At 63.2% G+C, this 22,785-nt stretch carries 23 protein-coding genes, 1 tRNA gene and 1 pseudogene; 18 read left to right on the top strand and 7 right to left on the bottom strand.

What is annotated here, in order from left to right:
- Positions 1-2: 2 nt before the first annotated feature.
- The gene (ruvX, locus tag JQ624_RS25820; RefSeq protein ID WP_212421730.1) at positions 3-485 is read right to left on the bottom strand and encodes a Holliday junction resolvase RuvX; all 483 of its coding nucleotides are present in this window, start codon (positions 483-485) and stop codon (positions 3-5) included.
- A gap of 402 nt (positions 486-887) precedes the next feature.
- On the opposite strand from ruvX, the gene JQ624_RS25815 reads away from it, so the two are divergent.
- From JQ624_RS25815 to JQ624_RS38745, 7 genes are all read left to right on the top strand, one after another.
- Positions 888-1,751 carry an N-acyl homoserine lactonase family protein gene (locus JQ624_RS25815; RefSeq protein ID WP_212421729.1) on the top strand — a complete coding sequence of 288 codons (864 nt, stop codon included), beginning with the start codon at positions 888-890 and terminating at the stop codon, positions 1,749-1,751.
- A gap of 121 nt (positions 1,752-1,872) precedes the next feature.
- Complete coding sequence (locus JQ624_RS25810; RefSeq protein WP_212421728.1) at positions 1,873-2,628, top strand: ABC transporter ATP-binding protein; 756 nt, start codon at positions 1,873-1,875, stop codon at positions 2,626-2,628.
- Complete coding sequence (locus tag JQ624_RS25805) at positions 2,625-3,326, top strand: ABC transporter permease (RefSeq protein WP_212421727.1); 702 nt, start codon at positions 2,625-2,627, stop codon at positions 3,324-3,326. Before JQ624_RS25810 ends, JQ624_RS25805 begins: the two co-directional genes overlap by 4 nt.
- Positions 3,323-4,885, top strand: coding sequence for a Gldg family protein (locus tag JQ624_RS25800; protein ID WP_212421726.1), 1,563 nt, complete (start codon positions 3,323-3,325; stop codon positions 4,883-4,885). Before JQ624_RS25805 ends, JQ624_RS25800 begins: the two co-directional genes overlap by 4 nt.
- A complete protein-coding gene (locus tag JQ624_RS25795; RefSeq protein ID WP_212421725.1) occupies positions 4,882-5,403 on the top strand; it encodes a hypothetical protein in 522 nt (173 codons plus the stop codon). Before JQ624_RS25800 ends, JQ624_RS25795 begins: the two co-directional genes overlap by 4 nt.
- 2 nt (positions 5,404-5,405) lie before the next feature.
- Positions 5,406-6,455 (top strand): HupE/UreJ family protein, encoded by a 1,050-nt coding sequence (locus JQ624_RS25790; RefSeq protein WP_249130086.1) that lies wholly within the window; start codon positions 5,406-5,408, stop codon positions 6,453-6,455.
- A 47-nt stretch (positions 6,456-6,502) separates the two neighbouring features.
- Positions 6,503-6,718 (top strand): hypothetical protein, encoded by a 216-nt coding sequence (locus JQ624_RS38745; protein ID WP_249130085.1) that lies wholly within the window; start codon positions 6,503-6,505, stop codon positions 6,716-6,718.
- Here JQ624_RS38745 and JQ624_RS25785 read toward each other — a convergent pair.
- Positions 6,708-7,586: pseudogene (locus JQ624_RS25785) on the bottom strand (LysR substrate-binding domain-containing protein); the annotation flags it as partial. The gene JQ624_RS38745 and the pseudogene JQ624_RS25785 sit on opposite strands and share 11 nt — an antisense overlap.
- A 73-nt stretch (positions 7,587-7,659) precedes the next feature.
- Here JQ624_RS25785 and JQ624_RS25780 point away from each other — a divergent pair.
- Together JQ624_RS25780 and JQ624_RS25775 are read left to right on the top strand one after the other, a co-directional pair.
- On the top strand, positions 7,660-8,664 hold the full coding sequence (locus JQ624_RS25780; RefSeq protein WP_283816967.1) for a nitronate monooxygenase family protein: 1,005 nt from the start codon (positions 7,660-7,662) through the stop codon (positions 8,662-8,664).
- Between the two features lie 39 nt (positions 8,665-8,703).
- Positions 8,704-9,780 (top strand): nitronate monooxygenase family protein, encoded by a 1,077-nt coding sequence (locus JQ624_RS25775; RefSeq protein WP_212421721.1) that lies wholly within the window; start codon positions 8,704-8,706, stop codon positions 9,778-9,780.
- Between the two features lie 42 nt (positions 9,781-9,822).
- Here JQ624_RS25775 and JQ624_RS25770 read toward each other — a convergent pair whose 3' ends face one another.
- The 3 genes from JQ624_RS25770 to JQ624_RS39380 form a co-directional block, all read right to left on the bottom strand.
- The gene (locus JQ624_RS25770; RefSeq protein ID WP_212421720.1) at positions 9,823-10,701 is read right to left on the bottom strand and encodes an MBL fold metallo-hydrolase; all 879 of its coding nucleotides are present in this window, start codon (positions 10,699-10,701) and stop codon (positions 9,823-9,825) included.
- A gap of 42 nt (positions 10,702-10,743) precedes the next feature.
- Entirely contained in the window at positions 10,744-11,535 is a 792-nt protein-coding gene (locus tag JQ624_RS25765; RefSeq protein ID WP_212421719.1) for an alpha/beta fold hydrolase, read from the bottom strand.
- A 233-nt stretch (positions 11,536-11,768) separates the two neighbouring features.
- On the bottom strand, positions 11,769-11,897 hold the full coding sequence (locus JQ624_RS39380) for a hypothetical protein (protein ID WP_283816966.1): 129 nt from the start codon (positions 11,895-11,897) through the stop codon (positions 11,769-11,771).
- A gap of 443 nt (positions 11,898-12,340) precedes the next feature.
- Between JQ624_RS39380 and gatC the strand changes: the two genes are divergently transcribed.
- The 8 genes from gatC to JQ624_RS25725 all read left to right on the top strand — a co-directional run bounded on the left by gatC (position 12,341) and on the right by JQ624_RS25725 (position 18,985).
- A complete protein-coding gene (gene gatC, locus JQ624_RS25760) occupies positions 12,341-12,628 on the top strand; it encodes an Asp-tRNA(Asn)/Glu-tRNA(Gln) amidotransferase subunit GatC (RefSeq protein WP_212421718.1) in 288 nt (95 codons plus the stop codon).
- A 29-nt stretch (positions 12,629-12,657) separates the two neighbouring features.
- Entirely contained in the window at positions 12,658-12,870 is a 213-nt protein-coding gene (locus tag JQ624_RS25755) for a hypothetical protein (protein WP_212421717.1), read from the top strand.
- Positions 12,867-14,342 (top strand): Asp-tRNA(Asn)/Glu-tRNA(Gln) amidotransferase subunit GatA, encoded by a 1,476-nt coding sequence (gene gatA / locus JQ624_RS25750; protein WP_212421716.1) that lies wholly within the window; start codon positions 12,867-12,869, stop codon positions 14,340-14,342. Before JQ624_RS25755 ends, gatA begins: the two co-directional genes overlap by 4 nt.
- The gene (locus tag JQ624_RS25745) at positions 14,333-14,638 is read left to right on the top strand and encodes a hypothetical protein (RefSeq protein WP_212421715.1); all 306 of its coding nucleotides are present in this window, start codon (positions 14,333-14,335) and stop codon (positions 14,636-14,638) included. The genes gatA and JQ624_RS25745 overlap by 10 nt, the downstream gene beginning before the upstream one ends.
- A complete protein-coding gene (gene gatB / locus JQ624_RS25740; RefSeq protein WP_212421714.1) occupies positions 14,635-16,119 on the top strand; it encodes an Asp-tRNA(Asn)/Glu-tRNA(Gln) amidotransferase subunit GatB in 1,485 nt (494 codons plus the stop codon). Before JQ624_RS25745 ends, gatB begins: the two co-directional genes overlap by 4 nt.
- Positions 16,120-17,248: 1,129 nt before the next feature.
- Positions 17,249-17,668, top strand: coding sequence for a hypothetical protein (locus tag JQ624_RS25735; RefSeq protein WP_212421713.1), 420 nt, complete (start codon positions 17,249-17,251; stop codon positions 17,666-17,668).
- Between the two features lie 69 nt (positions 17,669-17,737).
- A complete protein-coding gene (locus tag JQ624_RS25730; RefSeq protein WP_212421712.1) occupies positions 17,738-18,004 on the top strand; it encodes a hypothetical protein in 267 nt (88 codons plus the stop codon).
- Positions 18,005-18,184: 180 nt separating this feature from the next.
- Positions 18,185-18,985, top strand: coding sequence for a tetratricopeptide repeat protein (locus tag JQ624_RS25725; RefSeq protein ID WP_312014491.1), 801 nt, complete (start codon positions 18,185-18,187; stop codon positions 18,983-18,985).
- Between the two features lie 6 nt (positions 18,986-18,991).
- On the opposite strand, the gene JQ624_RS25720 is transcribed toward JQ624_RS25725, so the two are convergent.
- Entirely contained in the window at positions 18,992-19,708 is a 717-nt protein-coding gene (locus JQ624_RS25720) for a hypothetical protein (protein WP_249130076.1), read from the bottom strand.
- Positions 19,709-20,024: 316 nt separating this feature from the next.
- Positions 20,025-20,118 (bottom strand) — tRNA-Ser (locus JQ624_RS25715).
- Positions 20,119-21,089: 971 nt separating this feature from the next.
- On the opposite strand from JQ624_RS25715, the gene JQ624_RS25710 reads away from it, so the two are divergent.
- Positions 21,090-22,613: a porin gene (locus JQ624_RS25710; protein WP_212421710.1), complete on the top strand. Its 1,524-nt coding sequence runs from the start codon at positions 21,090-21,092 to the stop codon at positions 22,611-22,613.
- Positions 22,614-22,785: the final 172 nt, after the last annotated feature.

Raw genomic sequence — 22,785 nt, 5'->3', positions numbered from 1 at the left:
GCTCAGCGATCCCCGCGCAGCTTCATCAGCCGGTCCAGCGCGCCCTGCAGGATGAAAATCGCGGCATGCTCGTCGATCACCTCGGCGCGGCGGGCGCGGCTGACGTCCATGCCAATCAGCTCGCGCTCGACGGCGGCGGTCGAGAGCCGCTCGTCCCATAGCGCGATGGCAAGCCCTGTGAGGTTGGAGAAATTGCGGGCAAAGGCGCGGGTCGATTGCGCGCGGGGGCCCTCGCTGCCGTCCATATTGATCGGCAGGCCGAGCACGAAGCCGACTGCGTTGCGTTCGCCCGATATCGCCAGCAGCCGTGCCGCGTCGGCCTTGAACGCCTTGCGGTGCAGCGTTTCGACGCCGGTCGCCAGGCGGCGATCGGGGTCGGATACGGCGACGCCGATGGTCTTGGTGCCGAGATCGAGGCCGATCAGGGCGCCACGCTCGGGCCAATGCGTCACGGCTTCGATCAGGGGAAGGATGGGGGCGGGCATTGCCCCGCTTAACACGCGCTATGCCTGTCAGGCAAAGCGCACACTTCACCCCCCGGGTGGGGGTCGTCTCGACTCCGCTCCCACCGTTGTACGCGATGCTTTCCGCCTTGCCGCGTTGCCAATTATGTCGGCGGGATGGCGCGGTCCGCCTGAGACGCCGAGGCCTCCCAAGGTTTTTGAGTATGGCGAAGGCCTATCGCAGTCAGACGGAGGTGCGGAAGGCCGAGAAAAAGGCCGGCAAAAGGCGGCGTTGACCGAGAGTGGGCCTATTTTCAAATGGCATTCCCAACTTGCTTTTGGCGAAGCCCAATCTATTCTCAGGTGGCTGGCCTCGACCGCGTCGGGGCGACGCATAGTGGCTGCACAGACAGCCCGTAAAACGAAGGCAAAGGAGGACACGCTATGACGATGAAGCATGTTGCCCTAAGTCTAGCTATCGCGCTCGGTCTTGCGGCCGTGGCCGCGCCGGCTCCCGCACAAGAGGGCCCCAAACTCTACGTCTTCACATCCGGTTCGTTGGGTGGCTTCCCGAAGGCTGCCTTGCAGATGGGTGGGCAAGGCAATATCGACTGGGCACCGGTGAGCTTCTACGTGCTCAAGCATCCCAAGGGCAACGTCATCATCGACACCGGAAACAACGACAAGACAATCACCGATCCCGAGGGATGGTGGGGACCGCTGGCCAAGGGCTTCGGCCTCAAGATGACCAAGGACGACGCCATTCCGGCGCAGCTTGCCAAAATCGGCCTCAAGACCGACGATATCAAATACGTGGTGGTCGGCCACCTGCATCTCGATCATGGCGGCAATGTCGGCCAGTTTCCGAATGCTACCCTCGTCACCCAGGACGACGAGCTGAAGGCCGCCTGGTGGCCGGATGTCGGCTTCTCCGTCTATTACATTCCGGGCGATTTCGCCGACACCAAGAAAATGAACATCATCCGGCTCAATGGCGACCTGGATCTGTTCGACGACGGCTCGGTGCGCGTCATGCGTGCTCCCGGCCATACTCCCGGCAGCCAGTTCGTGACCGTCAAACTGCCCAAGACGGGTACGGTCATCCTGACGAGTGACGTCGTTTATCTGAAAGAAAACCTCGACAAGAACCTGATCCCGCCGATCCCGGGGACGGTCAATCCGGGCGATGCGTATCGCAGCTATCAGCGCGTTCGGTTGGTACGCGACGCCAATAACGCGCAGATTTTCTACGGGCACGATCCGGAGATCTTCAAGGCGACGAAGAAAGCGCCCGAATTCTACGATTGAAAGCTGAGTCGGCGCGGGCTGTGCCAGGTGGAGCGCCCGTGCCAGATTCCAGGTTAGCCCGCCGAAGCGACGCGGCAGCAAGCTTGTCCGCTGGACAGGCGCTGCTCTTTCGGGACGCTGCATGACCATCTCGTCAATCGACGCGGCGCTGCGGGATAATGCGCCAACCCGAGCGACGGATATTCCTGCCATTTCGGCTGTCGGCGTAAGCAAACGCTACGGCTCGGTCACGGCACTTGACCGGCTGACGCTCGACATCCGCCGCGGCGAGGTGTTCGGCCTGTTGGGACCGAACGGCTCGGGCAAAACCACCTTCATGCGGCTGCTTGCGGGCTACCTGTTGCCTTCCGCCGGGCGGCTCACGGTGGCAGGCCTCGATACGGTCCGCGATTCGCTCGCGGTGCGACGGCGTATCGGCTATGTGCCGGAATCGGCACCTCTCTATCGCCAGATGCGCGTCGGCGAATTCCTCGCATTCATGGCCCGGCTTCGCGGGCTGCCCGAACGGGCGGTCGCCGCCGCCGTGGAGCGGGTGGTCAACCGGCTCGCATTGGGCGCTGTCGTCGACAAGCCGACCAGGGCCCTGTCACGCGGTTATCGCCAGCGGGCAGCGCTTGCCCAGGCTCTGATCCACGATCCCGATATCCTCATCCTCGACGAGCCGACCAACGGACTTGATCCCCGCCAGATCATCGAAATGAGGGAGCTGATCCGCTCGTTGGCCGGACGCCACACGGTGCTGATGAGTTCGCATATCCTCAGCGAGGTGGAGAAGACTTCCGACCGCGTGGCAGTAATGCTCGACGGCCGGTTGCTCGGCGTCCAGGCGATGGCGGACACCCCGGATCTCGAGAGCTGGTTTTTGTCGCTGACATGAGAACGCTGCGCATCCTATTTGCCAAGGAACTGAACGCGACGCTGACGTCGCCGATCGGCTATACGGTCGCGGCCGTGTTCCTGCTCGTGCTGGGCTATACGTTCAGCCTGACGCTGTTCGTCACCAAGGTAGCGAACCTCCAATACATCTTTCACCAGATGTATGTGCTGTCGATCCTGCTGGTTCCCGTGCTGACAATGCGCACATTCGCCGAAGAGCGGCGGTCGGAAACGCTGGAATTGCTGCTTACCGCGCCGGTTCGCGAGCTCTCGGTCGTGCTGGCGAAATATGCCGCGACGCTGACGCTCGTGCTCGGGATTTTCGCGCTGACGCTCATTTACGCTGTGATCCTCGGCCGCTACGGCGAACCGGATTGGGGACCGATCTATGCCGGCTATCTGGCGCTCGCGCTCCATGCCTCGCTGCTGGTCGCCGTCGGTCTCTTGATGTCGAGCATTACCGAGAGCCAGGTCGTGGCCGCGGCGTTGTCGATCGGCGCGTTCCTGATGCTCTGGTTTGCCGATTCGGTGTCCTATCTTCTGCCACCTCCGTTCGACAGCTTTGCAATCAACCTCTCTTTGATAGGCCACTTCAAACCGATGGTCAGCGGCTCGGTGTTCCTGTCGGACATCGGCTACTTCGTCACCGCGAGCATGCTTGCGCTTTTCCTCACCACCTGGGGGCTTGCGCAGCGATGAGCGACCAGCAAGGTTCGAACGACCTGCCGGCCGAGGACACGAGCTTTCTTCACAATCTGCTCGAGCCGCTGCAATCGCTCGACTGGATCAATCTGGGCTGGTTTGCCGGAGTAGTCTTCGCGCTGGCGGTGCTGTTTGCGGCCGGGCTGAAGGTGCCGGCGCGGCTGGCCTTCGCCAGCCGCATTGCGTCTGCCACGCTTGTCGCCGTCGCCGCCGTGGCGGTCACGATCCTCGCCAATGTGGCGCTCTTCCGCCACGACGCCCATCTCGATCTCACCCGCGAAAAGGCCTTCACGCCGTCGGCGGAGGCGCGCGAGGTCGTGCGCAGGCTCAGCGAGCGCATCGAGGTGGTCTATTTCTACCAGAAGCAGAATCAGGCCGCTCGCGCGCTGGGCGCCATGCTGCGGCAGCTCGAGCGGCTGAACGGGAATTTTCGCGTGCAGTTGATCGACGCCGACCAGAATCCGGCGCTGGCCAGCAGCCAGGGCGTCCGAACCTACAATTCCGCCGTCCTGCGGCTTGACGAACGCCGCGTCGAAGTCATCACCACCGACGATCGCGAGATCGCGCTTGGCGTGTTGAGGCTGCTACGCACCCGCGAGGTGGTGATCTGTTTCGCGTCGGGTCATGGTGAATACGACATCGACAATTTTGAGTTCCATACGCATTTCGAAGGCGCCCACAACCACAGCCATGACGCCTCCGGCACCGGTGTGGTGCTGATGGAACAGCACGGTCTCGGCCGCCTGAGGCGTGCCATCGAGAAGCTCGGCCTGGTCGCCCGCAAGGTCTCCTTCGCCACGGGCCAGCCGATCCCGGATGATTGTGCGGCGATGGTCGAAGCCAACCCGCGGACCCGCTACAGCCCCGGCGAAACTGACGTGCTGCGCCGTTATCTGGAGCGCGGCGGTTCTGCGATGTTCCTGATCGAGCCGGATTACGCCCTCGACGAGAGCATCGCGGCGCTGCTTGCGAGCGCCGGCATCGCAGCGCGTGACGGCGTGATCGTCGATCCGACCGAGCACTACTTCACCGACGAGCAGATGATTGCCGTATCGCGCTACGGTTCCCACCCTGCCACGCGTGGGCTGGCGCTATCGTTCTATCCCGGCGCGCGGCCGCTGGAGGCCTTGCCGGTCCCGGGCGTCAAAGTGACGCCACTGGCCGCCAGCAGCGCCGACAGCTATGTCATCGCAAATCGTCTCGGCGACCGGACAAAGGCCAAGTCCGGCCCGCGCGCCTCGCAGATCATCGCGATCGCCGCCGAGGGGCGATTGCAGGGATCGGCGGCAGCGGCCTTTCGCTTGATTGTCGCGGGCGATGCCGATTTCGCCTCCAATTCCTTCTTTCCCTATCTGGCCAACTCCGATGCCGTGCTGGCCGGAATCGCGTGGCTGACGCGTGAGGAAAGAGCGCCGGCGATGAAACCGCCGGTCGAGGTGCTCCCCACGGTCTCGCTCACGGGCGAACAGATGCGCGGCATCTTCCTGGTCACAGTGCTGCTTATTCCCGGGCTGATAGCATTCGCCGGCAGCGCAATGTGGTGGTGGCGGCGATGAACCGGCTGGCCTGGGCAGCTGCCGCGCTCGGCGCGACCGGTTTCCTCGCGGCACTGGCGTTTACCGGCGGACGTGGTGGTCCGGGGTTTGAGCCTTACGTGCCGAAGGGGCTGATGACGATTGCGGTAGAGGACGTGCGGGAGGTCGATGTAACCGCCTCGCGCGGCCATTGGCATTTCGTGCGCACGCAAGCCGGCTGGCGCGCAACGCAGGGCGCAGCCGCTGCAGGCTTCGAGGCGCGCCTCGACAGCGCGCTCAAGCTGCTTCGAAACTCGGGACCGGACCGCGTCCTGACCGAGGCGGAAGTCGCTCGGGTCGGCGTGGCGCAGTTCGGTCTCGCGCCACCCCGGCTGCGCGTCATTGTCAGCGGCCCCGGCGCTTCGGTGTTCGCGATTTCGTTCGGCGGCACCAATCCGATCGGCCTGTCGCACTATGCGAGGCTTGACGGGAGTCAGGAGGTCGCACTGTTGCCGGCCTTCGTTGTCGAAGAATGGGAGCGGGCGGGAGGCGCACCGTGACGATGAGGCTCGCGCGATGGGTACTCCTCTGGCTGACGCTTATTGGCTGCTGCGGCGCGCTTGCGCACGTAACCACCACCGGATTATTGCGCATCGAATTCACTGGCGGCCGGATGCTCTACGCGCTCTCGCTCGCCTTGCCTGAACTGCCGGCGGCCTCGGCGGCGATCCTCACCACCGCCGCCAGTGGTGACCGTGGAGCGGCGGAAGCGGTGGCCGAAGCGGCGCGCAGGAGCGTCATAGTGGACCTCGACGGCGGACGCTGCCGGGCCGGACGAGTGCGCATTGGCGGCGCCGGCACCAACGAGACCCGCGCAACAATCGAGATCGACTTCACCTGCGACTCTTCCCATGGCCGTCTCGACATCACCGAGGACTGGCGCGCCTTTCTGGGCGAGCACTACCAAACCCTCGGCAATCTTCGCACGCCGAGCGGCGAGCGGCAGGTGATCTTCGGGGAGGAATCGAGGTTCGTCACTGTGGACATCGACCGCACCGTCGCGACGGGCTGGTTCGACTTCGTCAAGCTCGGCATCGAGCACATTCTCACCGGCTATGACCATCTGCTGTTTCTGGTCGCGCTGCTGGCCACCGCGCGAGGTGCGTGGTCGGTAGTGCGCATCGTCACGGCCTTCACATTGGCTCATAGCGTAACGCTGTCGGTCGCCGCGCTGGGCATTGTGACGATTCCCGACCGCATTATCGAGCCGCTGATTGCGGCTACGATCGTCTGGGTCGCGCTGGAGAATCTTTTCGCGGCCGAGCCCGACAGGAGGCGGTGGATCTGGAGTTTCAGTTTCGGCCTGGTGCACGGCTTCGGGTTTGCCTCCGTACTTGGCGAGCTCGGCCTGAAGGGGGCGACACTGGTGCGTGGGTTGGTGGGTTTCAATGTGGGGGTCGAGATCGGGCAACTAATTTTCGTCGTCGTCTTCCTGCCGGCGCTGATGTGGCTATCGCGCGGTCGCGGCGCGCGGCTGACCCCGCGCATCGCCTCGCTGGCGGTGGCGGCGATCGGCACCTACTGGCTGGTCGAACGCATCTTTGTTGGTTAAGTGCCGTCGTTGCGCTGTGGCGCTGGAGTTTTGGCGGGTAGATGACGATGGACGCGTTGAGCCTGTTCGGGCTGCTGGCGGTGACTGCGATGCTGGTGGCCTACGCGCTGGAGGACCGCAGCCACTGGTTCATTCTCGCCTTCGCCGGCGCTTGTGCGCTCGGCTCGATCTACGGATTTCTGCAGGGCGCCTGGCCGTTCGGGCTGGTCGAGGCGATCTGGGCCGGCGTCGCGCTGCGGCGCTGGTATGCCAGGCGGCAATAACCTCGCCATTGCCGCTCAGGCAGGACGCAAAGCCCTGCAGGGCGCTGTATTGATGGGCAGTGCGGCGGGTGATGAAGAGCGTCTCGACCTTGGACTGCGCCGGGCTCAGCGTGTGGATGCTCACGCTTTCGTTCCGCCCGACGACCGCGCGCGGCAATAGCGTCACACCCATGTCGGCGGCGACGCAGCCGATCATGCCGTCGAGCGTGCCGAGTTCGAACCGCGCGGAAGACGGCCAGCCGAATTCCGAGAAGATCTGCTCGAGCCGTTGTCGGTAGGTGCAGCCGGTACGGAAAACCAGCGCGGTCGGCCCGGACTCCGGCGTGCCTGCGCGCAGGGCGGCGAGGCTCGCCCATCGCCGCGCCGTGACCAAGACCAGTTCTTCGCGGAAGGCGACCGTCGCCTCGAGTTCGGCGTGGTCGATGGGACCCGCGACGAACGCGCCGTCAAACGTACCGTTGAGCACACCCGCCACCAGCTCGGCGGTCGTCGACGTCCGCAAGCTCAATCGCACCTGCGGGAAGCGGCGATGGAATTCGGCGAGCAGGGTGGGCAGGCGAACGGCGGCCGTGGTTTCCATCGATCCGATCGCAAGCGGTCCCTTCGGTTCGCCATCGTCACGCGCGGCCAAAAGAGCCTCGCGCGACAGCGCCGCCATCCGCTGCGCGTAGGGCAGCAGCCGGCGGCCGGCGCCGGTCAGCGTCATGCCGCGGCTGTGCCGCTCGAACAGCGCGGTGCCGATCTCGGCTTCGAGCGCCTTGATCCGTTGGGTGACGTTGGACTGCACGGTGTTGAGCTCGTCGGCGGCGCGGGTGATGCCGCCCAGCCGCGCAACCGTCGAAAAGGTCAGGAGATCGCTCAACTCCATGGGGCGTTCCGTTTCATTTTTGAGATGCCAGTGTTCTCTAGTATTCATTTTTAGAGAATGATAGTTCGACCTAATGTCGCTGTCCAGATTTCAGGGAATGGACATGCCAATCGCCACGCCGTTGACCGCCCGTTTGGGCATCCAGCATCCGATCCTGTCGGCGCCGATGGACGTCATCGCGGGGGCGCGTCTCACCGCAGCCGTCAGCGCCGCCGGCGGGTTTGGCATTCTTGGCGGCGGCTATGGTGACCAAGCGTGGCTCGAGCAGGAGACAGCCAAGCTTGCCGATGTCTCCGATCCCTTCGGCATCGGCTTCATCACCTGGAGCCTTGCGAAACAGCCGGCGCTGCTGGACGTCGCGCTTGAAGCTGATCCGCGCGCGATCATGCTTTCGTTCGGCGATCCAAAGCCCTTTGCGCCGCGCATCAAGGCGTCGGGCGTGCTGCTGATCTGCCAGGTGCAGGACGAAGCGATGGCGCGGCAGGCTCTCGATGCAGGCGCGGACATTCTGATCGCGCAGGGAACCGAGGCCGGAGGCCATGGCGCGTCGCGCACCACGATCGACATCGTGCCGGCGATCGTCGATCTCGCAGCCGGCCGGGTACCGGTCGCGGCTGCCGGCGGCATCGGCGACGGCCGCGGGCTCGCCGCGATGATGATGCTGGGGGCGTCCGGCGTGCTGCTTGGCACGCGCTTCTATGCCAGTCAGGAATGCGACGGCCCAGAGGAAGCGAAACGGCGCATCTGCGCCGCGACCAGCGGCAACAGCGTCCGCGGCATCATCTTCGATCTCTCGCGCAATAATGTTTGGCCGGCACCCTTTACCGGCCGCTGCCTGATCAACGATCATGCGCGGCGCTGGATGGGGCGCGAGGTCGAGCTTCTGCAAAACGTCAACGCGGTCGCCGCCGAATATGCGGCGGCGAAGGCCGCAGGCGATTTTGATATCGCCGCCGTGATCGCGGGCGAAGCCGTCGGGCTGATTCATGATATCCCACCGGCGGCCGAAATCGTTGACAGGTTCGTCACCGAGGCCGACCAGATATTGAACGGACGGCGCAACTCCATCGCCGCCTGACCCTCACGCCCCTTCAATTCATTCAAGCGAGCAGAAACCATGTGGCCAGACCGCCGGATCATCGACCTCTTCAAGACCGAATTTCCGATCGTGCTGGCGCCGATGGCCGGCATCATGGACGCCGAGCTGGTGATCGCGGCGGCGCAGGGCGGGGCGCTGGGCTCGCTGCCGTGTGCGATGATCACGGCCGAGAAGGCGCGCGAGCAGGTCAACATCATCCGCCAGCGCGTCCCGGCGCCGGTCAACATGAACTTCTTCTGCCACACGCCTGTCGATGCCGACGCCGCGCGTGAGGCCGGCTGGAAGGCCAGGCTTGGTTCTTATTACAAGGAATTCGGTCTCGATCCCGCCGCGCCGGTCAACGCCGCCAACCGCGCGCCGTTCGATGAGGCGATGTGCGCCGTCGTGGAGGAGCTGAAGCCGGAAGTGGTCAGCTTCCATTTCGGCCTGCCGCATCCGGCGCTGGTCCGTCGCGTCAAGGCGGCCGGCTCGATCGTGATGTCGTCAGCGACCATTGTGAAGGAAGCGATCTGGCTGGAGGAGCACGGCGCCGACGTCATCATCGCGCAAGGCGCGGAGGCGGGCGGCCATCGCGGCATGTTCCTGACCGACAACATTGCCCAGCAGCCCGGCACGTTTGCGCTGGTGCCGCAGGTGGTCGATGCAGTGAAGGTGCCGGTGATTGCAGCCGGCGGTATCGCCGACGGGCGCGGCATCGCCGCGGCGTTTGCGCTCGGCGCATCCGGCGTGCAGATCGGCAGCGCCTATCTGCGCTGTCCGGAATCCAAGGTAATCGCGGCGGCGCGCACGGCGCTGGCCCAGGCGCATGACGATTCCACCGTCATCACCAATGTCATGACGGGCCGTCCCGCGCGCGGCGTCACCAACCGGGTCATGCGCGAGGTCGGGCCGATTTCGGCGGATGCGCCGGCGTTCCCGCACGCCGCCACCGCGCTTGGGCCGCTGAAGGCGGCGGCCGAAAAGCTCGGCAAGGTCGATTTCACCAATCTCTGGGCCGGGCAGGCGGTGCGGATGGGCCGCGACCTGCCGGCGGCCGAGCTGACGCGTGCGCTCGCGGGCGCCGCGCTGGCGCGGCTGGGTGCGCTGGGCGGGTAGTGCGGCGGCGGGGGGCGTTCGCGGCTCGCCAGGGTCAACGCGCTATAGCGTGTGGACCCAGGCTTCAGGATAGAGCGCATAGGCTTCACCCCGCCGGGCCAGCCGTGAGAACGCCGGGAAGTGCAGGTGCATCCCGGCAATCAGAATGCCGTCGGCGGAGACGCGGTCGAACATGCGTTTTCGCGCGGCTGCGGCCGCGGCGAGATCGGTGTCGAAGGCCATGCCGGCTTCGGGAAACGCGGTCTGCACCTCCGGCACGTGCACCGTATCGCCCCAGATCATCAGCTGATCCTTGGCGGACGCGATCAGATATGCGGTGTGGCCCGGCGTATGCCCGAGGCTCGGTATCGCGGTCACGCCGGGAAACACCTCGCCCTCACTGAACAACCGCGTCCTGTTCTTGTAGGGCGCGACCTGTTCGCGGCCGGCCAGAAAATAGAGTTGTGCCGACCGCTCGTCGACCTTCGCCATCGCGCCGTCGTCGAACCAGTGCGCCAGTTCGTTCTCGTGCATCACAAGTTCGGCGTTCGGAAACAGAAGCTGCCCGTTCGACATGTCAGTCAGGCCGGCTGAATGATCCGGATGCATGTGGGTCAGCAAGACGGTATCGATCGATTTCGGATCGATGCCGGCCGAAGCGAGGTTGCGCTGAACGAAGCCGGCGGTGGGCTGTAAATAGTTGCCCGATCCGGTGTCGATGATCGCGATGCGTCCCTTCGAATGGATCAGGAAGGTGTTGACACTGGTTCGCCGTGCCGGCCGGAACGAGTCCGTCAGGATTTGACGCGCTTTTTCGAGATCGATATTGCGCATCACGTCGAGGGTGCCGTCCAGATAGCCGTCGCTGATTGTGGTGACGACGATGTCTCCGATCCTGCGATGATAGACGCCGGGAATCTGGTGCGCGGGTTGCGGATTCATGTGGGGAGGCCTTGGGGCTGTTGGGGGGATCGTCAGGTTCGATCAGGCACCGACGGATCTCAGGAACTCGTCGATGCAATCGAAGAGCAGGTCGGGCGTTTGCACCGACATATAGTGCCCGGTGCGGATTTCGACGTAGCGGGCGCCGGGGATGGTCTTGGCCACGCGTTCCGCCAGCGCCGGCGGGCGCACGCGGTCCAGGCTGCCGCCGATCACGAGGACCGGACAAGTCAGCCTGGCGAGTTCGTCCTGCATGTCCGCTGCCGCCAGCATTCGCCAGATCGTTGCATAGCTTGAGGGATCGTTGCCGAGCCATCGCGCCCGGAAGCGCTCAAACCGGGCGATGTCACCGCGAAGCTCCGGGGCATAGCCGTTCAACATCGAATCCTCGACCGCGACCGCCATGCCGGCGGCTTCGATCCGTGCGAGGCGCTCCAGTGCCGCCGCGCGGCGCTCCGCTGCGATACCGGTGGCCGGGCTGCCGGCCGCAACGGTGCTGGTGCGCTCCTTGTATCGGGCCGCGAAGTGCAGGGCGATCGCACCTCCGACGGCGATCCCCGCCAGCGCGACCTTGCCGGCGATCCCAAAATGATCGAGCAGGGCTGCGATGTCGTCGGCCATTGTATCGAGGGTCAGTTCGCCGCGCACCTTTTGCGACATTCCAGCGCCGCGGGTGTCATAGCGCAGCACGCGGCGCGATTTCGCAAACTGCGGTGCGACGTCGTCCCAGCTTTCGAGCGAGCCGCCCATTTCGTGAACCAGCACCAGCGTGCGGTCGCCGCCGCCGCTCAGCTCGCAGCGCAGGCCTGCGCCATTGGCTTCAATGAAATCCATGCTGCGCCCCCCGGGTTCTCTTGGTCTTCTTGTTTGGTACGGCGGGCGACCAGCCGGTCTGCCTCGGAATCCGAGGTCCACGATACCGGAGGCGACACAAATCTCAAATTCTCGAGGTGTGGGGCTACAGGTTGGTTTTTGGCGTCCGTCGGCGACGCGGGGTGGCTTACTGCTTGGGCTGATGAGCAAGCTCTCCGCCGAACCGGCCGTTCGCCCCGCATAAGATGCGGGGACTAGTGTGCCGGTTCGTCGCGGTGGACCTCAAGATGTTCAACCGCCAGTGACCGATAATGCGCCGCCATCTCCTTGTAATGCTGTTTTGAGATGGGATCGGTCGCGCTTTCCGCGCGGCGTTCGAACATTTCCGCCTTTTCCTGGAGGATTTTAGCCTGTGTCTGGGACATGGCTCTCACTCACGTTTGTCAGGTTAAGCAGGCGAGGTAGACGATTGCGGCGCCGAGTACGGTCCCGATGGACCAGAGCGCGGGATCCCAGCTTTCCGATCCGGCGCTGCCGTTTTTGATGGTGGACATGGCACGGCCTCCCGATGTTCTGGCCGCGACTACATCCCTCGACTGTTTCAGGACGACTACGTGAAGGGCCGAATATGGTTTCGTCGGGGCGCTTTGCGAGGGAAATGGGCGCTTGGCGCTCAAAATCTCGTGCGTGGGGGCGGGATCGACGTCTGACCTCCAAAAGGGGTGTTCGGCGTCCCCAGGCCGGCTCCGCCTGTTCCCGCGGTTGCGGTGCAAAAGCGGCCTCTGCTATACGGCGGATGCGAATTCTCCATTCGAGGCCTATATTTATGTCCGTTGATGCCGCCACCGTTCGCCGCATCGCGCATCTGGCGCGAATTGCGGTCACCGAGGCCGAGGTTCCCCATCTGCAGGGCGAGCTGAACGCCATGCTGGCTTTCGTGGAGCAGCTCTCGGAGGTGAACGTCGACGGCGTCGAGCCGATGACCTCGGTGACCCCGATGGAAATGAAGAAGCGCCCCGATGTGGTCAATGACGGCGAGATCCCCGACGACATCGTCAGGAACGCGCCGGAAACGCAAAACCATTTCTTCCTGGTGCCGAAGGTTGTTGAATAACTTCTATTCGTTATGAGATCGGAAGTCCGATGTGTCTGCTCTGCGACGATGAAAAGGCCTACCGGGCCTACATGAACTACCTTGACGCGATGGAGCGGCAGGGCAAGGCCGCCGATCCCGACAAGGCGATGGATGCCGTCCTCGATCAGCTCGAGGCTAATGAAAGAACACGGCCCAAGCCGAACGATCCCGCCAACGACAAGACGCTTTCTCCGTTCTTCTGCAGCCCGATCAATAAATGACCGACCTGACATCGATGACGATCGCGGAGGCCAAAGCCGGCCTCGCGAACAAGTCTTTCACCTCGCTTGAACTGACGGATGCGCATCTCGCCGCCATCGAAGCGGCGCGTTCGCTCAATGCCTTCGTGCTGGAAACGCCGGATCAGGCGCGTGCCATGGCGCGCGCGGTCGACGCCAGGATCGCCAAGGGCGAGGGCGGTCCGCTGGCGGGCATTCCGCTCGGCATCAAGGATCTGTTCGCGACCAAGGATGTGCGCACCACCGCGTGCTCAAAAATCCTCGGCAATTTCGTGCCACCCTACGAATCGACCGTGACCTCGCAGCTCTGGCGCGACGGCGCCGTGATGCTCGGCAAGCTCAACAATGACGAGTTCGCGATGGGCTCGTCGAACGAGACCTCGTGCTTCGGCCCGGTGGTCAATCCGTGGCGGCGCGAAGGGTCCAACACCACGCTGGTGCCGGGTGGCTCCTCCGGCGGATCGGCATCCGCGGTAGCGGCGCTGCTCTGCATGGGCGCGACCGCGACCGATACCGGCGGTTCGATCCGCCAGCCCGCTGCCTTCACCGCGACCGTCGGCGTCAAGCCGACCTATGGCCGCTGCTCGCGCTGGGGCATCGTGGCGTTCGCATCCTCGCTCGACCAGGCCGGGCCGATCGCGCGGACCACGCGCGATGCCGCGATCCTGATGCGCTCGATGGCCGGGCACGATCCAAAGGACACCACCTCGGTCGATCGCGACGTGCCCGACTACGAGGCCGCGATCGGCAAGTCGGTGAAGGGCCTGAAGATCGGGATCCCGAAGGAGTATCGCCTCGACGGCATGCCGGTGGAAATCGAAAAGCTCTGGACCGAAGGCGCGGCATGGCTCAAGGCAGCCGGCGCCGAGCTGGTCGAGGTGTCGCTGCCGCACACCAAATATGCGCTGCCGGCCTATTACATCGTGGCGCCGGCGGAGGCCTCGTCCAACCTCGCGCGTTACGACGGCGTGCGCTACGGCCTGCGCGTGCCGGGCCGCTCGATCGGCGAACTATATGAGAGCACCCGCGCCGAGGGCTTTGGCGACGAAGTGCGCCGCCGCGTCATGATCGGCACCTATGTGCTTTCGGCCGGCTATTACGACGCCTATTACCTGCGCGCGCAAAAGGTCCGCACCCTGATCAAGAAGGATTTTGAGGACTGTTTTGCAAAAGGCGTCAGCGCGATCCTGACGCCGGCGACGCCATCGGCGGCGTTCGGCGTCGGCGAAAAGGGCGGTGCCGATCCGGTCGAGATGTATCTCAACGACATTTTTACGGTGACGGTGAACATGGCGGGACTGCCCGGCATTGCCGTACCGGCCGGCAAGGACGCGCAAGGTCTGCCGCTCGGCCTGCAACTGATCGGCCGTCCGTTCGATGAGGAAACGCTATTCTCGCTTGGCGAAGTCTTGGAGCAGGCGGCCGGCCGCTTTACGCCGCCGAAATGGTGGTAGCGATGGCGGATTTCCGCGCCACTCTCGCGGACGCTGCGCCAGCGCCAGGCCTGGAACCATCGCTGGCGGCGTTGTGGTGGGCCGCCAAGGGCGACTGGGATCGTGCGCACAAGATCGTGCAGGACGAGGGTGACGCGAATTCAGCCTGGGTGCACGCCTATCTGCACCGGGTCGAAGGCGATCTTGGCAATGCCGGCTATTGGTACCGCCACGCCGGCCAGCCGGTGGCGAAGGATTCTCTGGAAGCCGAATGGGAGCGGATCGTGTCCGCGCTGCTCGAGAGTGGAAAAGCATGAACGTGTCAGTCAAACCGGGAAAACTGATCAAGGGCCAGACCGGCGACTGGGAAGTCGTGATCGGGATGGAGATCCACGCTCAGGTCACCTCGAAGTCAAAGCTGTTCTCCGGCGCCTCGACCGAGTTCGGGGGCGAACCGAACAGCCATGTCTCGCTGGTCGATGCCGCGATGCCGGGCATGCTGCCCGTGATCAATGAAGAGTGCGTCCGCCAGGCGGTGCTCACCGGGCTTGGCCTCAACGCGCAGATCAACCTGCGTTCGGTGTTCGACCGCAAGAACTATTTCTATCCCGACTCGCCGCAGGGCTACCAGATCAGCCAGTACAAGTCGCCGATCGTGGGCGAGGGCGAGGTCGTGGTCGAACTGGACGGCGGCAAGACCGCGACCGTCGGGATCGAGCGGCTGCACCTGGAACAGGATGCCGGCAAGTTGCTGCACGACCAGTCACCGACCATGTCCTATGTCGACCTCAACCGCTGCGGCGTGGCGCTGATGGAGATCGTGTCAAAACCCGACATCCGCGACGCCGAGCAGGCCAAGGCCTATGTAACAAAATTGCGTTCGATCCTGCGCTATCTCGGCACCTGCGACGGCGACATGGAGAAGGGCTCACTGCGCGCCGATGTGAACGTTTCCGTGCGTAAGCCGGGAGGGCCGCTCGGCACCCGCTGCGAAATCAAGAACATGAACTCGATCAATTTCATCGGCCAGGCGATCGAGTACGAGGCGCGGCGCCAGATCGAGATCATCGAGGATGGCGGCGCGATCGACCAGGAAACGCGGCTGTTCGATCCGAACAAGGGCGAGACGCGTTCGATGCGCTCCAAGGAAGAAGCGCATGACTATCGCTATTTCCCGGATCCGGACCTGCTGCCGCTCGAGTTCACGCAAAGCTATGTCGATGAACTCAGGTCGAAGCTGCCGGAACTGCCGGACCAGAAGAAGGCGCGCTTCATCGAGAGCCTCGGTCTGTCGCCCTACGATGCCGGCGTTCTGGTGGCCGAGCGGGAGAGCGCGGTGTTCTTCGAAACTGTGCTCGCCGGCCTTGCCGACAAGGCGCGCGACAGCAAGCTCGCGGCCAACTGGGTGATCAACGAGCTGTTCGGGCGTCTCAACAAGGAAGGCCAGGAGATCACGGGCTCACCGGTGTCGGCGGCGCAGCTGGCTGCGATCGTCGGCCTGATCGGCGAGGGCACCATCTCCGGCAAGATCGCCAAAGACCTGTTCGAGATCGTCTGGACGGAAGGCGGCGACCCGCGCGAGCTGGTCGATGCGCGCGGCATGAAGCAGGTCACCGATCTCAGCGCGATCGAGAAGGTCGTCGACGACATCATCGCGGCCAATCCGGACAAGGTCGCGCAGGCGAAAGCCAAGCCGCAGCTCGCCGGCTGGTTCGTCGGCCAGGTGATGAAGCAGTCCGGCGGCAAGGCCAATCCGCAGGCGGTGAACGATCTGCTGAAGGCGAAGCTCGGCATCTGAATCGTGTCCCGTAACGGGACGACTCCATCGTCGATGACGCGCGAGAGATGCGCGTGAGCGCGCATCGATCGTTCATCGCGATCGAAAAATTCACCATCGCGACCAAGAGCGTGAGTCCGAATCGGTGGTCGCGATTCGTCCGGAAGTTCGGTTTTGGCGAGCGCCGACGAGACGCCAACGCTGTGACCATGAAAATTTTTTTATTGCCAAATTCTGCGACTCAGAGTCCGCGCGCACGGCTTTTTGACGGCATCATTGAGTCGCGACGACGCTGATCGTTCATCGATCGTTACTATCGTGAATTCAAGAAAGTGCTGCGGCACAGGCGCTTCCTTCACTATTGACAAGCGCCGATGCCCGTCGTTGCGGCACTTTTTGCATCGGCGCGCGCGCTTGCCGTTGCGCCGTCGAATGAAGTGCTTCGCGCGCTCTCACATTGCCTCGTCAACACTTCCTTAAGCGGGACGCTGTTTTTTTGAATGCGTTGGTGTATTCGGGATGTAGTGCATCTCGATTCCCGAGTGCACGCAGCGATTAAGCCATCTCACTACATTAGGAGGGCAACATGGCCAAGAAAGCTAAGAAGGCAAAGAAGGCGAAGAGCGCAGTGAAGAAGACTGCGAAGAAGACCCGCAAGGTCGCCAAGAAGAAGAAGTAACTTCGCTTCTCCAAGAATTGCCGGCGGCTTGATGCCGGCACGTCACACGAGCCCCGGATAAAACTCTGAAGGCTCTGGTCGACGAAAGAGGGTGTCGGCGAGACATCAGGTCAAACGGCTGGATCGTATTTCGCAAAGAGCGTTCTTTCAAAAGAAGCCCGCTCTTTCAAAGCCGGTCCGGCAGAAGAAACAAGTTTTTCTTCGTTCGGTGCGGGTATCCTTACGACCCGCAATTTCACCGGGCCCAAAGCCCGGCATGAAATCTGGTCCTGACGTGTTCGCCGACGCCCTCGTTCCCCGGAACGCCCGCTTTCGCCGGAGCGCTCCGATAGCCCACGCATCAGGCGTCCGGCGCTGAAATCTCCCAATTCATATTGATCGTTCGCAGGCGTCGGCTGTTTCGCTTCCGCCTTTTGCCGCAGGCGCGTCGTCGCTCGCGAATTCGGGTTCCGGTACGCCGTGAACTCCCGAATGACCGCAGAAGCTGCGCGACCCTCGATCATCTGCTGGAACCCGTCATTGCACAGCGTGTTGCGCCGGCCCGGTGACGAGGGAAGAGAACACCGACGTTGCGGCAATGGTTATCGTTCTGCGAAACCGCAGGGTAAACCGAACTTCACGATTGGTAACTTCTCCCTGTGCCGCAGGCATTTCCGCGATTTCGCGTTCGATGGCGCGCTGCGCCCGTTTACATCCCGTTCATCGCGAACCTTAAACTGCCCTTCAAATTTGATCGGTCATGATCATCCCAACAACAGACCGGAAAACGGTACGCGCATGATCCGCCAAAGTGTGGGCGGTTTGGCGATCAGATCATGCGCTCTTCTAATGAAGGGCGCGCGATCGGACGCAAAACCGGTTTCCACTTTTGCTGATCGCGCGCTGGGATAACGGGAAGTTTGACAATGGACAGGGGCCGCACTCGGGGGAGGGCGGTAACGATAAAAAGGGGAGCTACGGATGTTTCAGGGGCAGATTGATCTCGACACGGCCACTGCGGTGGAGGCGACGGCGATCCCGGACGTGCTGTTCGAGCGCGGCCTGTACTGGGCGAGCGGCCGTTCCGGCGTGGTGAACCTCGTCGCGGCCCACAAATGGTTCAATCTCGCCGCGCTGAAGGGACGCGCGGATGCCATCTCTATGCGCCGCGAGGTCGCCGAGATGATGTCGGATGCCGAAATCGCCACCGCGCAGCGCGAAGCCCGCGCCTGGATGACCGCGCACTAAGGACAACGCCATTCGGCCTGTCGGTTTGCCCTGGTTTGGCGCTGTGGCGGCCAGAGCGGAAATCGCCGAGAAATCCGAACCGGCCAGCTGGCGCAATCCTGTTTATGGCTTATTCTCGGACCGATGTCGAAGCGCCCGCCACATCCTTCGAATATCCAACGGCCGGGTTCGAGCAGTCAGGTGCTCGAAAGCGCGGCGCTTGCGTTGCGGATGCAGCGTCCCGATGAGGCCGAGCGGCTTGTCTTCGGCGTATTGAAATCGGATCGGGGCAATGCCCTTGCGGCGCAAATTCTCGGACGCGCGCTACTGATGCAGAACCGCGCCGACGAGGCGATTGTTCCGTTGGAGAGAGCGGCGCGCCGCAGTGACGATCCGGGGATCGAGACCCTGCTGGCCGTCGCATTGGCCGCCATCGGGCGGGGCGACGAGGCGCTTGACCGGTTGCGCCGGACCATTGCGCGGCGACCGCCGTTTCCGCCGGCATTTCTCGAATATGCCAGCCAGCTTGGCAAAATTGGACGCGTCGACGAGGCCATCGCCGTGCTCGAAAGCGGCCTTGCGCTCACCCCCGATGCGGTCGATCTGCGAACGGAGCTTGGGTATCTCCATATCAAACGCAACAACCGCGCCGAGGCGCGCGCTATTTTTTCGCAACTGCTCGCGGTGGCGCCGGAGCGGTACGCCGTTCTGGTTGGGTTGGCCAAGGTGATGGCGCTGGACGGTGAATATGCCGCCGCCGCCGATCTCTATCGGCGTGCGCTCGGGATGCGGCCCGACGATGCCGTGACGAGAACCAATCTCGGCGTATGCCAACTCGAGATGGGTGAGCGCGAGGCGGGAGAAGCGAGCCTGCGTGCGATAACGCGTGGCGCGCCGCAATTGGCCGGGCAGGCGCTCACCTCGCTCGCCGCCGCCTCGCACGGTCGTTTCTTCCTGCGGCCGAGCGCCGCCGCGAAGTTCCTGGGCCTTGAAAAAAGCTGACTGTCGTTATGCCCGGAACTGCCGGCGATAGATGCCGGTCTCGCGGTAGATCGCAGTTGTGAGATCGTGCGCCCGCTGCGCCTCTTCTTTGGTGAATGTCGCAGTGCGCGCCACCCAGCTTTCGCGCTTGACCGGCATGCACTGAGCGACCGGTGTGCCCTTCGGCAGCACGCCGCTGAAATTCGTGTCGTGCCAATGCGCCGGAAAATGTATCCAGTTGTCATGGTAGAGGTCGCAATCGACCAGACCGGTCAACGTGGTGAACGGCAGATCGAAGCGGTTGGCTGGATGCGTGAACAGCACCGAATAGCCTTCCGGCGCCTCGATCGTCCAGAGGTTGTGGAATTTGATCAGGAAGCGATCGGCGTCGAACAGCGGCGTGCCGCTGACCTGACTGGCGTCATGGAAGCCGACCGGCGAGCGTACGAAGCCGACCTCTCCGCCCGGCGGCAGATCGTTGTCCCAGGTGAATTCGCCGTTTTCGACCCTCAGGTCGCAGATCAGTGGAATCAAAAAGCCGGAGGTCATGGCGTCGACAAAGGGCGGACAACGCTTGAGCGTGTCGCCGACCCGGGAATGGACCGGATTGAATGCTTGTGACGGCATCGCCTTGAACCAGTCGGGCACACCCAGCGCCGCCGGCACCGGCGGTGGCAGCAGCCCGTCCAGTTCGATCGGGCAGCGGAACGTCAGCGTCATCGAACTCTCTTGTTGCGAAGTCATGTTTTGCTCCAAGGTCTGGATGTTCGATGCTTGCAGCGCTGAACTGTATGACGCGGGCGATACGTTGGGAATCGTGACGGCTCAGAGCGGGCTGCCGATTTGGCAGTAGATTTGTTTGAAGCTTTGATTGTGGACCCAACAATGGACCAGTCGGCTCTGTATTCATATCAACAAGATGAATGGCAATGGCGGAGCCGAAGGGAGAAAGTTCGAACCAGCCCGCCGTCACCCGCTTTCTTGCGCTTCATCGCGGCTAGCGGCGCCGAAGCGTAAGAACGACCTGTTACCGATGTCTCCGGGCTGGACAGAAGCGGGATGGCGGAGCCGGAGGGATTCGAACCCTCGATAGGGCTTTACAACCCTATAACGGTTTAGCAAACCGCCGCCTTCAGCCACTCGGCCACAGCTCCATGAGCGCGGATATGCCTGACGCGAGGGCCAGCCGCAAGCGGCAGATTCAGATTACGCCGAGGCCATTTAGAGGCGCGGTGCGCCTCGCGCGCATTGCTCGCGAACGGCCGATATCCGGTATTGCGCGTTTGGGCGCATGTTTCCGGGTTCTGTGGTCTCGAGGACACGCAGACGGCTCGCGTCGGCACGGCGTTCGCGACGCGAGACCTTAACCTCTGCGGGGAGGCTTTCACCGTGCGTTTGCCTCGCGCACCGCGTCGAAATCGCGTGAAATTGATTCGATGTCGCCGGCGGGCGGTTCGATTCCCCCAAATCACGGTTCCAGATCGCGGCGCGCAAGCGCCGGGTTTTGCCGCACTCCTCAACTGCGTTCGATCCTGGGAAATATCGGGCCTTCATCATCTTTCGCAGGTTTTTGGCCCTGGTCGGGCATCCGTCGACGGTGAGACGGCCCTCGCGGCCTGCGCCCGCATGCGAGGGGCTCGTCCGCTGACTCTATAATGGGTGCGTAATCGCCCGCTGCGGATTCGGCGACCTCGCCTTCGATTCGATGCGTGGGAGGCGCGCCGGCGGGCACGAGCCGCGTGTTGCGGTGCCCACACCGACTATCTCGGTGTCAATTGGAACTATTCGAAAATACCGAGCGGCAACAATATCTTGCAGAGAAACTTCAATCACAAACGCGTGTTATTTGTGCAACACCCTTCGGAAAAGGGGCGGGGTTGGGCCGCTCGAGGCGGTTCCTTTGTTGCGTGTGCAGAAGTCCTCGGTAATTGTGATCGGGCGACGGAGGGGGGCATCCCGAGGTCGTCCCGTTAGGTGGTTCGCTTAAGTCCCTCGCGTTCATGCGGGAGTGTCCGAAGGCGCGAAGCGACTAAGCGGGTTTCAGGGGATTAAGGGAACCAACCTTAGGGTGTCATGCACCCGGCGGATCCGGAACCTTCCCTACAGAGCAACTTGGAGGTTTAACATGAAGATGGTTAAGAGCCTTATTCTCGGCTCAGCGGCGGGTCTGATCGCCATGAGCGGAGCTCAGGCGGCCGATCTTCCCGTCAAGGCCAAAGCGGTCGAGTACGTGAGGATCTGCTCCCTGTATGGCGCGGGTTTCTACTACATCCCGGGCACCGACACCTGCATCAAGCTGGGTGGTTATCTGCGCGTCGACACCACCTTCAACGGTGGCATTTTCGATCAGCCGGCGTGGAACGGCAATCTTGGTCAGCAGAATCGCCTGCGCGATTACTATGCTGCCCGTTCGCGTTTGGCGGTCAGCATCGATACCCGTACCGCCACTCAGTACGGCGTCGTTCGTACCTTCGGTCAGGCCAACTTTAACTTGAACTCGTCCACTGGCGAAGGTCCGGCTGTAGCTGGCTCGCAGACGCTCGGCGTGGACTTGGTGTTCATCCAGTTCGCTGGGTTCACCTTCGGTAAGTCTGCTTCGGCCTATGCGACGCCTTGGCATGGTTATCCAGGCAACAACTCCTCGTTCCTGCTTGGCGGCCATGACGACGTCGTCGGCACGAACAACATCCAGTACACCGCGCAGTTCGGTAACGGCGTGTCCGGCACCATCGGTCTGGACGACCCCTACTACAACCGTACTCAGCTGTTGAACCTGGGTTTTGTGGGTGCTGGTACTACTAACAACCCGGCCACTTCCATCACGGCAGGTGCGAACGCTTACGCCGGCGCGCGTGCTCCGGACATCGTCGGCAACATCCGCGTCGACCAGGCATGGGGTCTGTTCCAGATTTCGGCCGCCGCGCATGAAGTCACTGGTTCCTACAACCTCCTGACCGCTGGCGCTGCGAACAACCTGTCGGAAATCTCTGGCCACCCCGATGCAAAGTGGGGCGGTTCGGTGATGGCCGCGTTGCAGCTCAAGAACCTGCCGACCGGCGCTGGCGACGACATCAAGGTTGATGTGTCCTATGCCAAGGGTGCGACGAAGAACGTGATCAACACCGCGCCGAGCTTCGCGATGTTTGGCAGCACGGGCCGTGCGGACTCTTACCAGAGCATCGGCTTCGGCCAGACTGCCGACGGTGTCTTCTTCCCCGCTATCTTGGGCGGCACCGGCGACATCAAGCTGGTTGAAGCGTACGGTATCCGTGGTGCATTCAACCACAACTGGGATCCGTACTGGTCGACCAGCCTGTTCGGTGCTTGGGCTGCGGTTCGGTACGGTGGCAGCGCCTTCGACTTCACCACGGCGAAGGGTCAGTGGTGTGCCAACTACGTCGCCAACAAGACGGTCAGCGGCGACTTCAGCTGCAACCCCGACTACAACATCTCGCAGCTCGGTTTGGTCACCCGTTGGACCCCCGTTGCGAACCTGACGTTCTCGGCGGAAGCAATGTGGTTCCATCTCGACCAGAGGATGGGCGGCGCTGCGACCATGACTGCGGTTGCTCCGAAGCCGGTCACCCGGTACGAGTTCAAGGACCAGGACGCCGTCAGCTTGAACGTCCGCGTTCAGCGCAACTTCTGATCCTAATCTCCTAACGGAGATCATGATCAAAAAGGCCCTCGGCAGGAAACTGCCGGGGGTTTTTCTTTTTTTCCCGGTACGAAAGCAGTCGCTGGCGGGAAACAGCCGGAGCGGACCTTCCGCCCCCGCCCATCACGGCTTCCAAGATCGCGTTTATCCGCACGAATAATGC

This window comes from Bradyrhizobium sp. AUGA SZCCT0283 (assembly GCF_018130385.1).
Taxonomy (GTDB): domain Bacteria; phylum Pseudomonadota; class Alphaproteobacteria; order Rhizobiales; family Xanthobacteraceae; genus Bradyrhizobium.
Note: the sequence above shows the minus strand (reverse complement) of the source record. Positions and strands in the feature narration are given on the sequence as shown.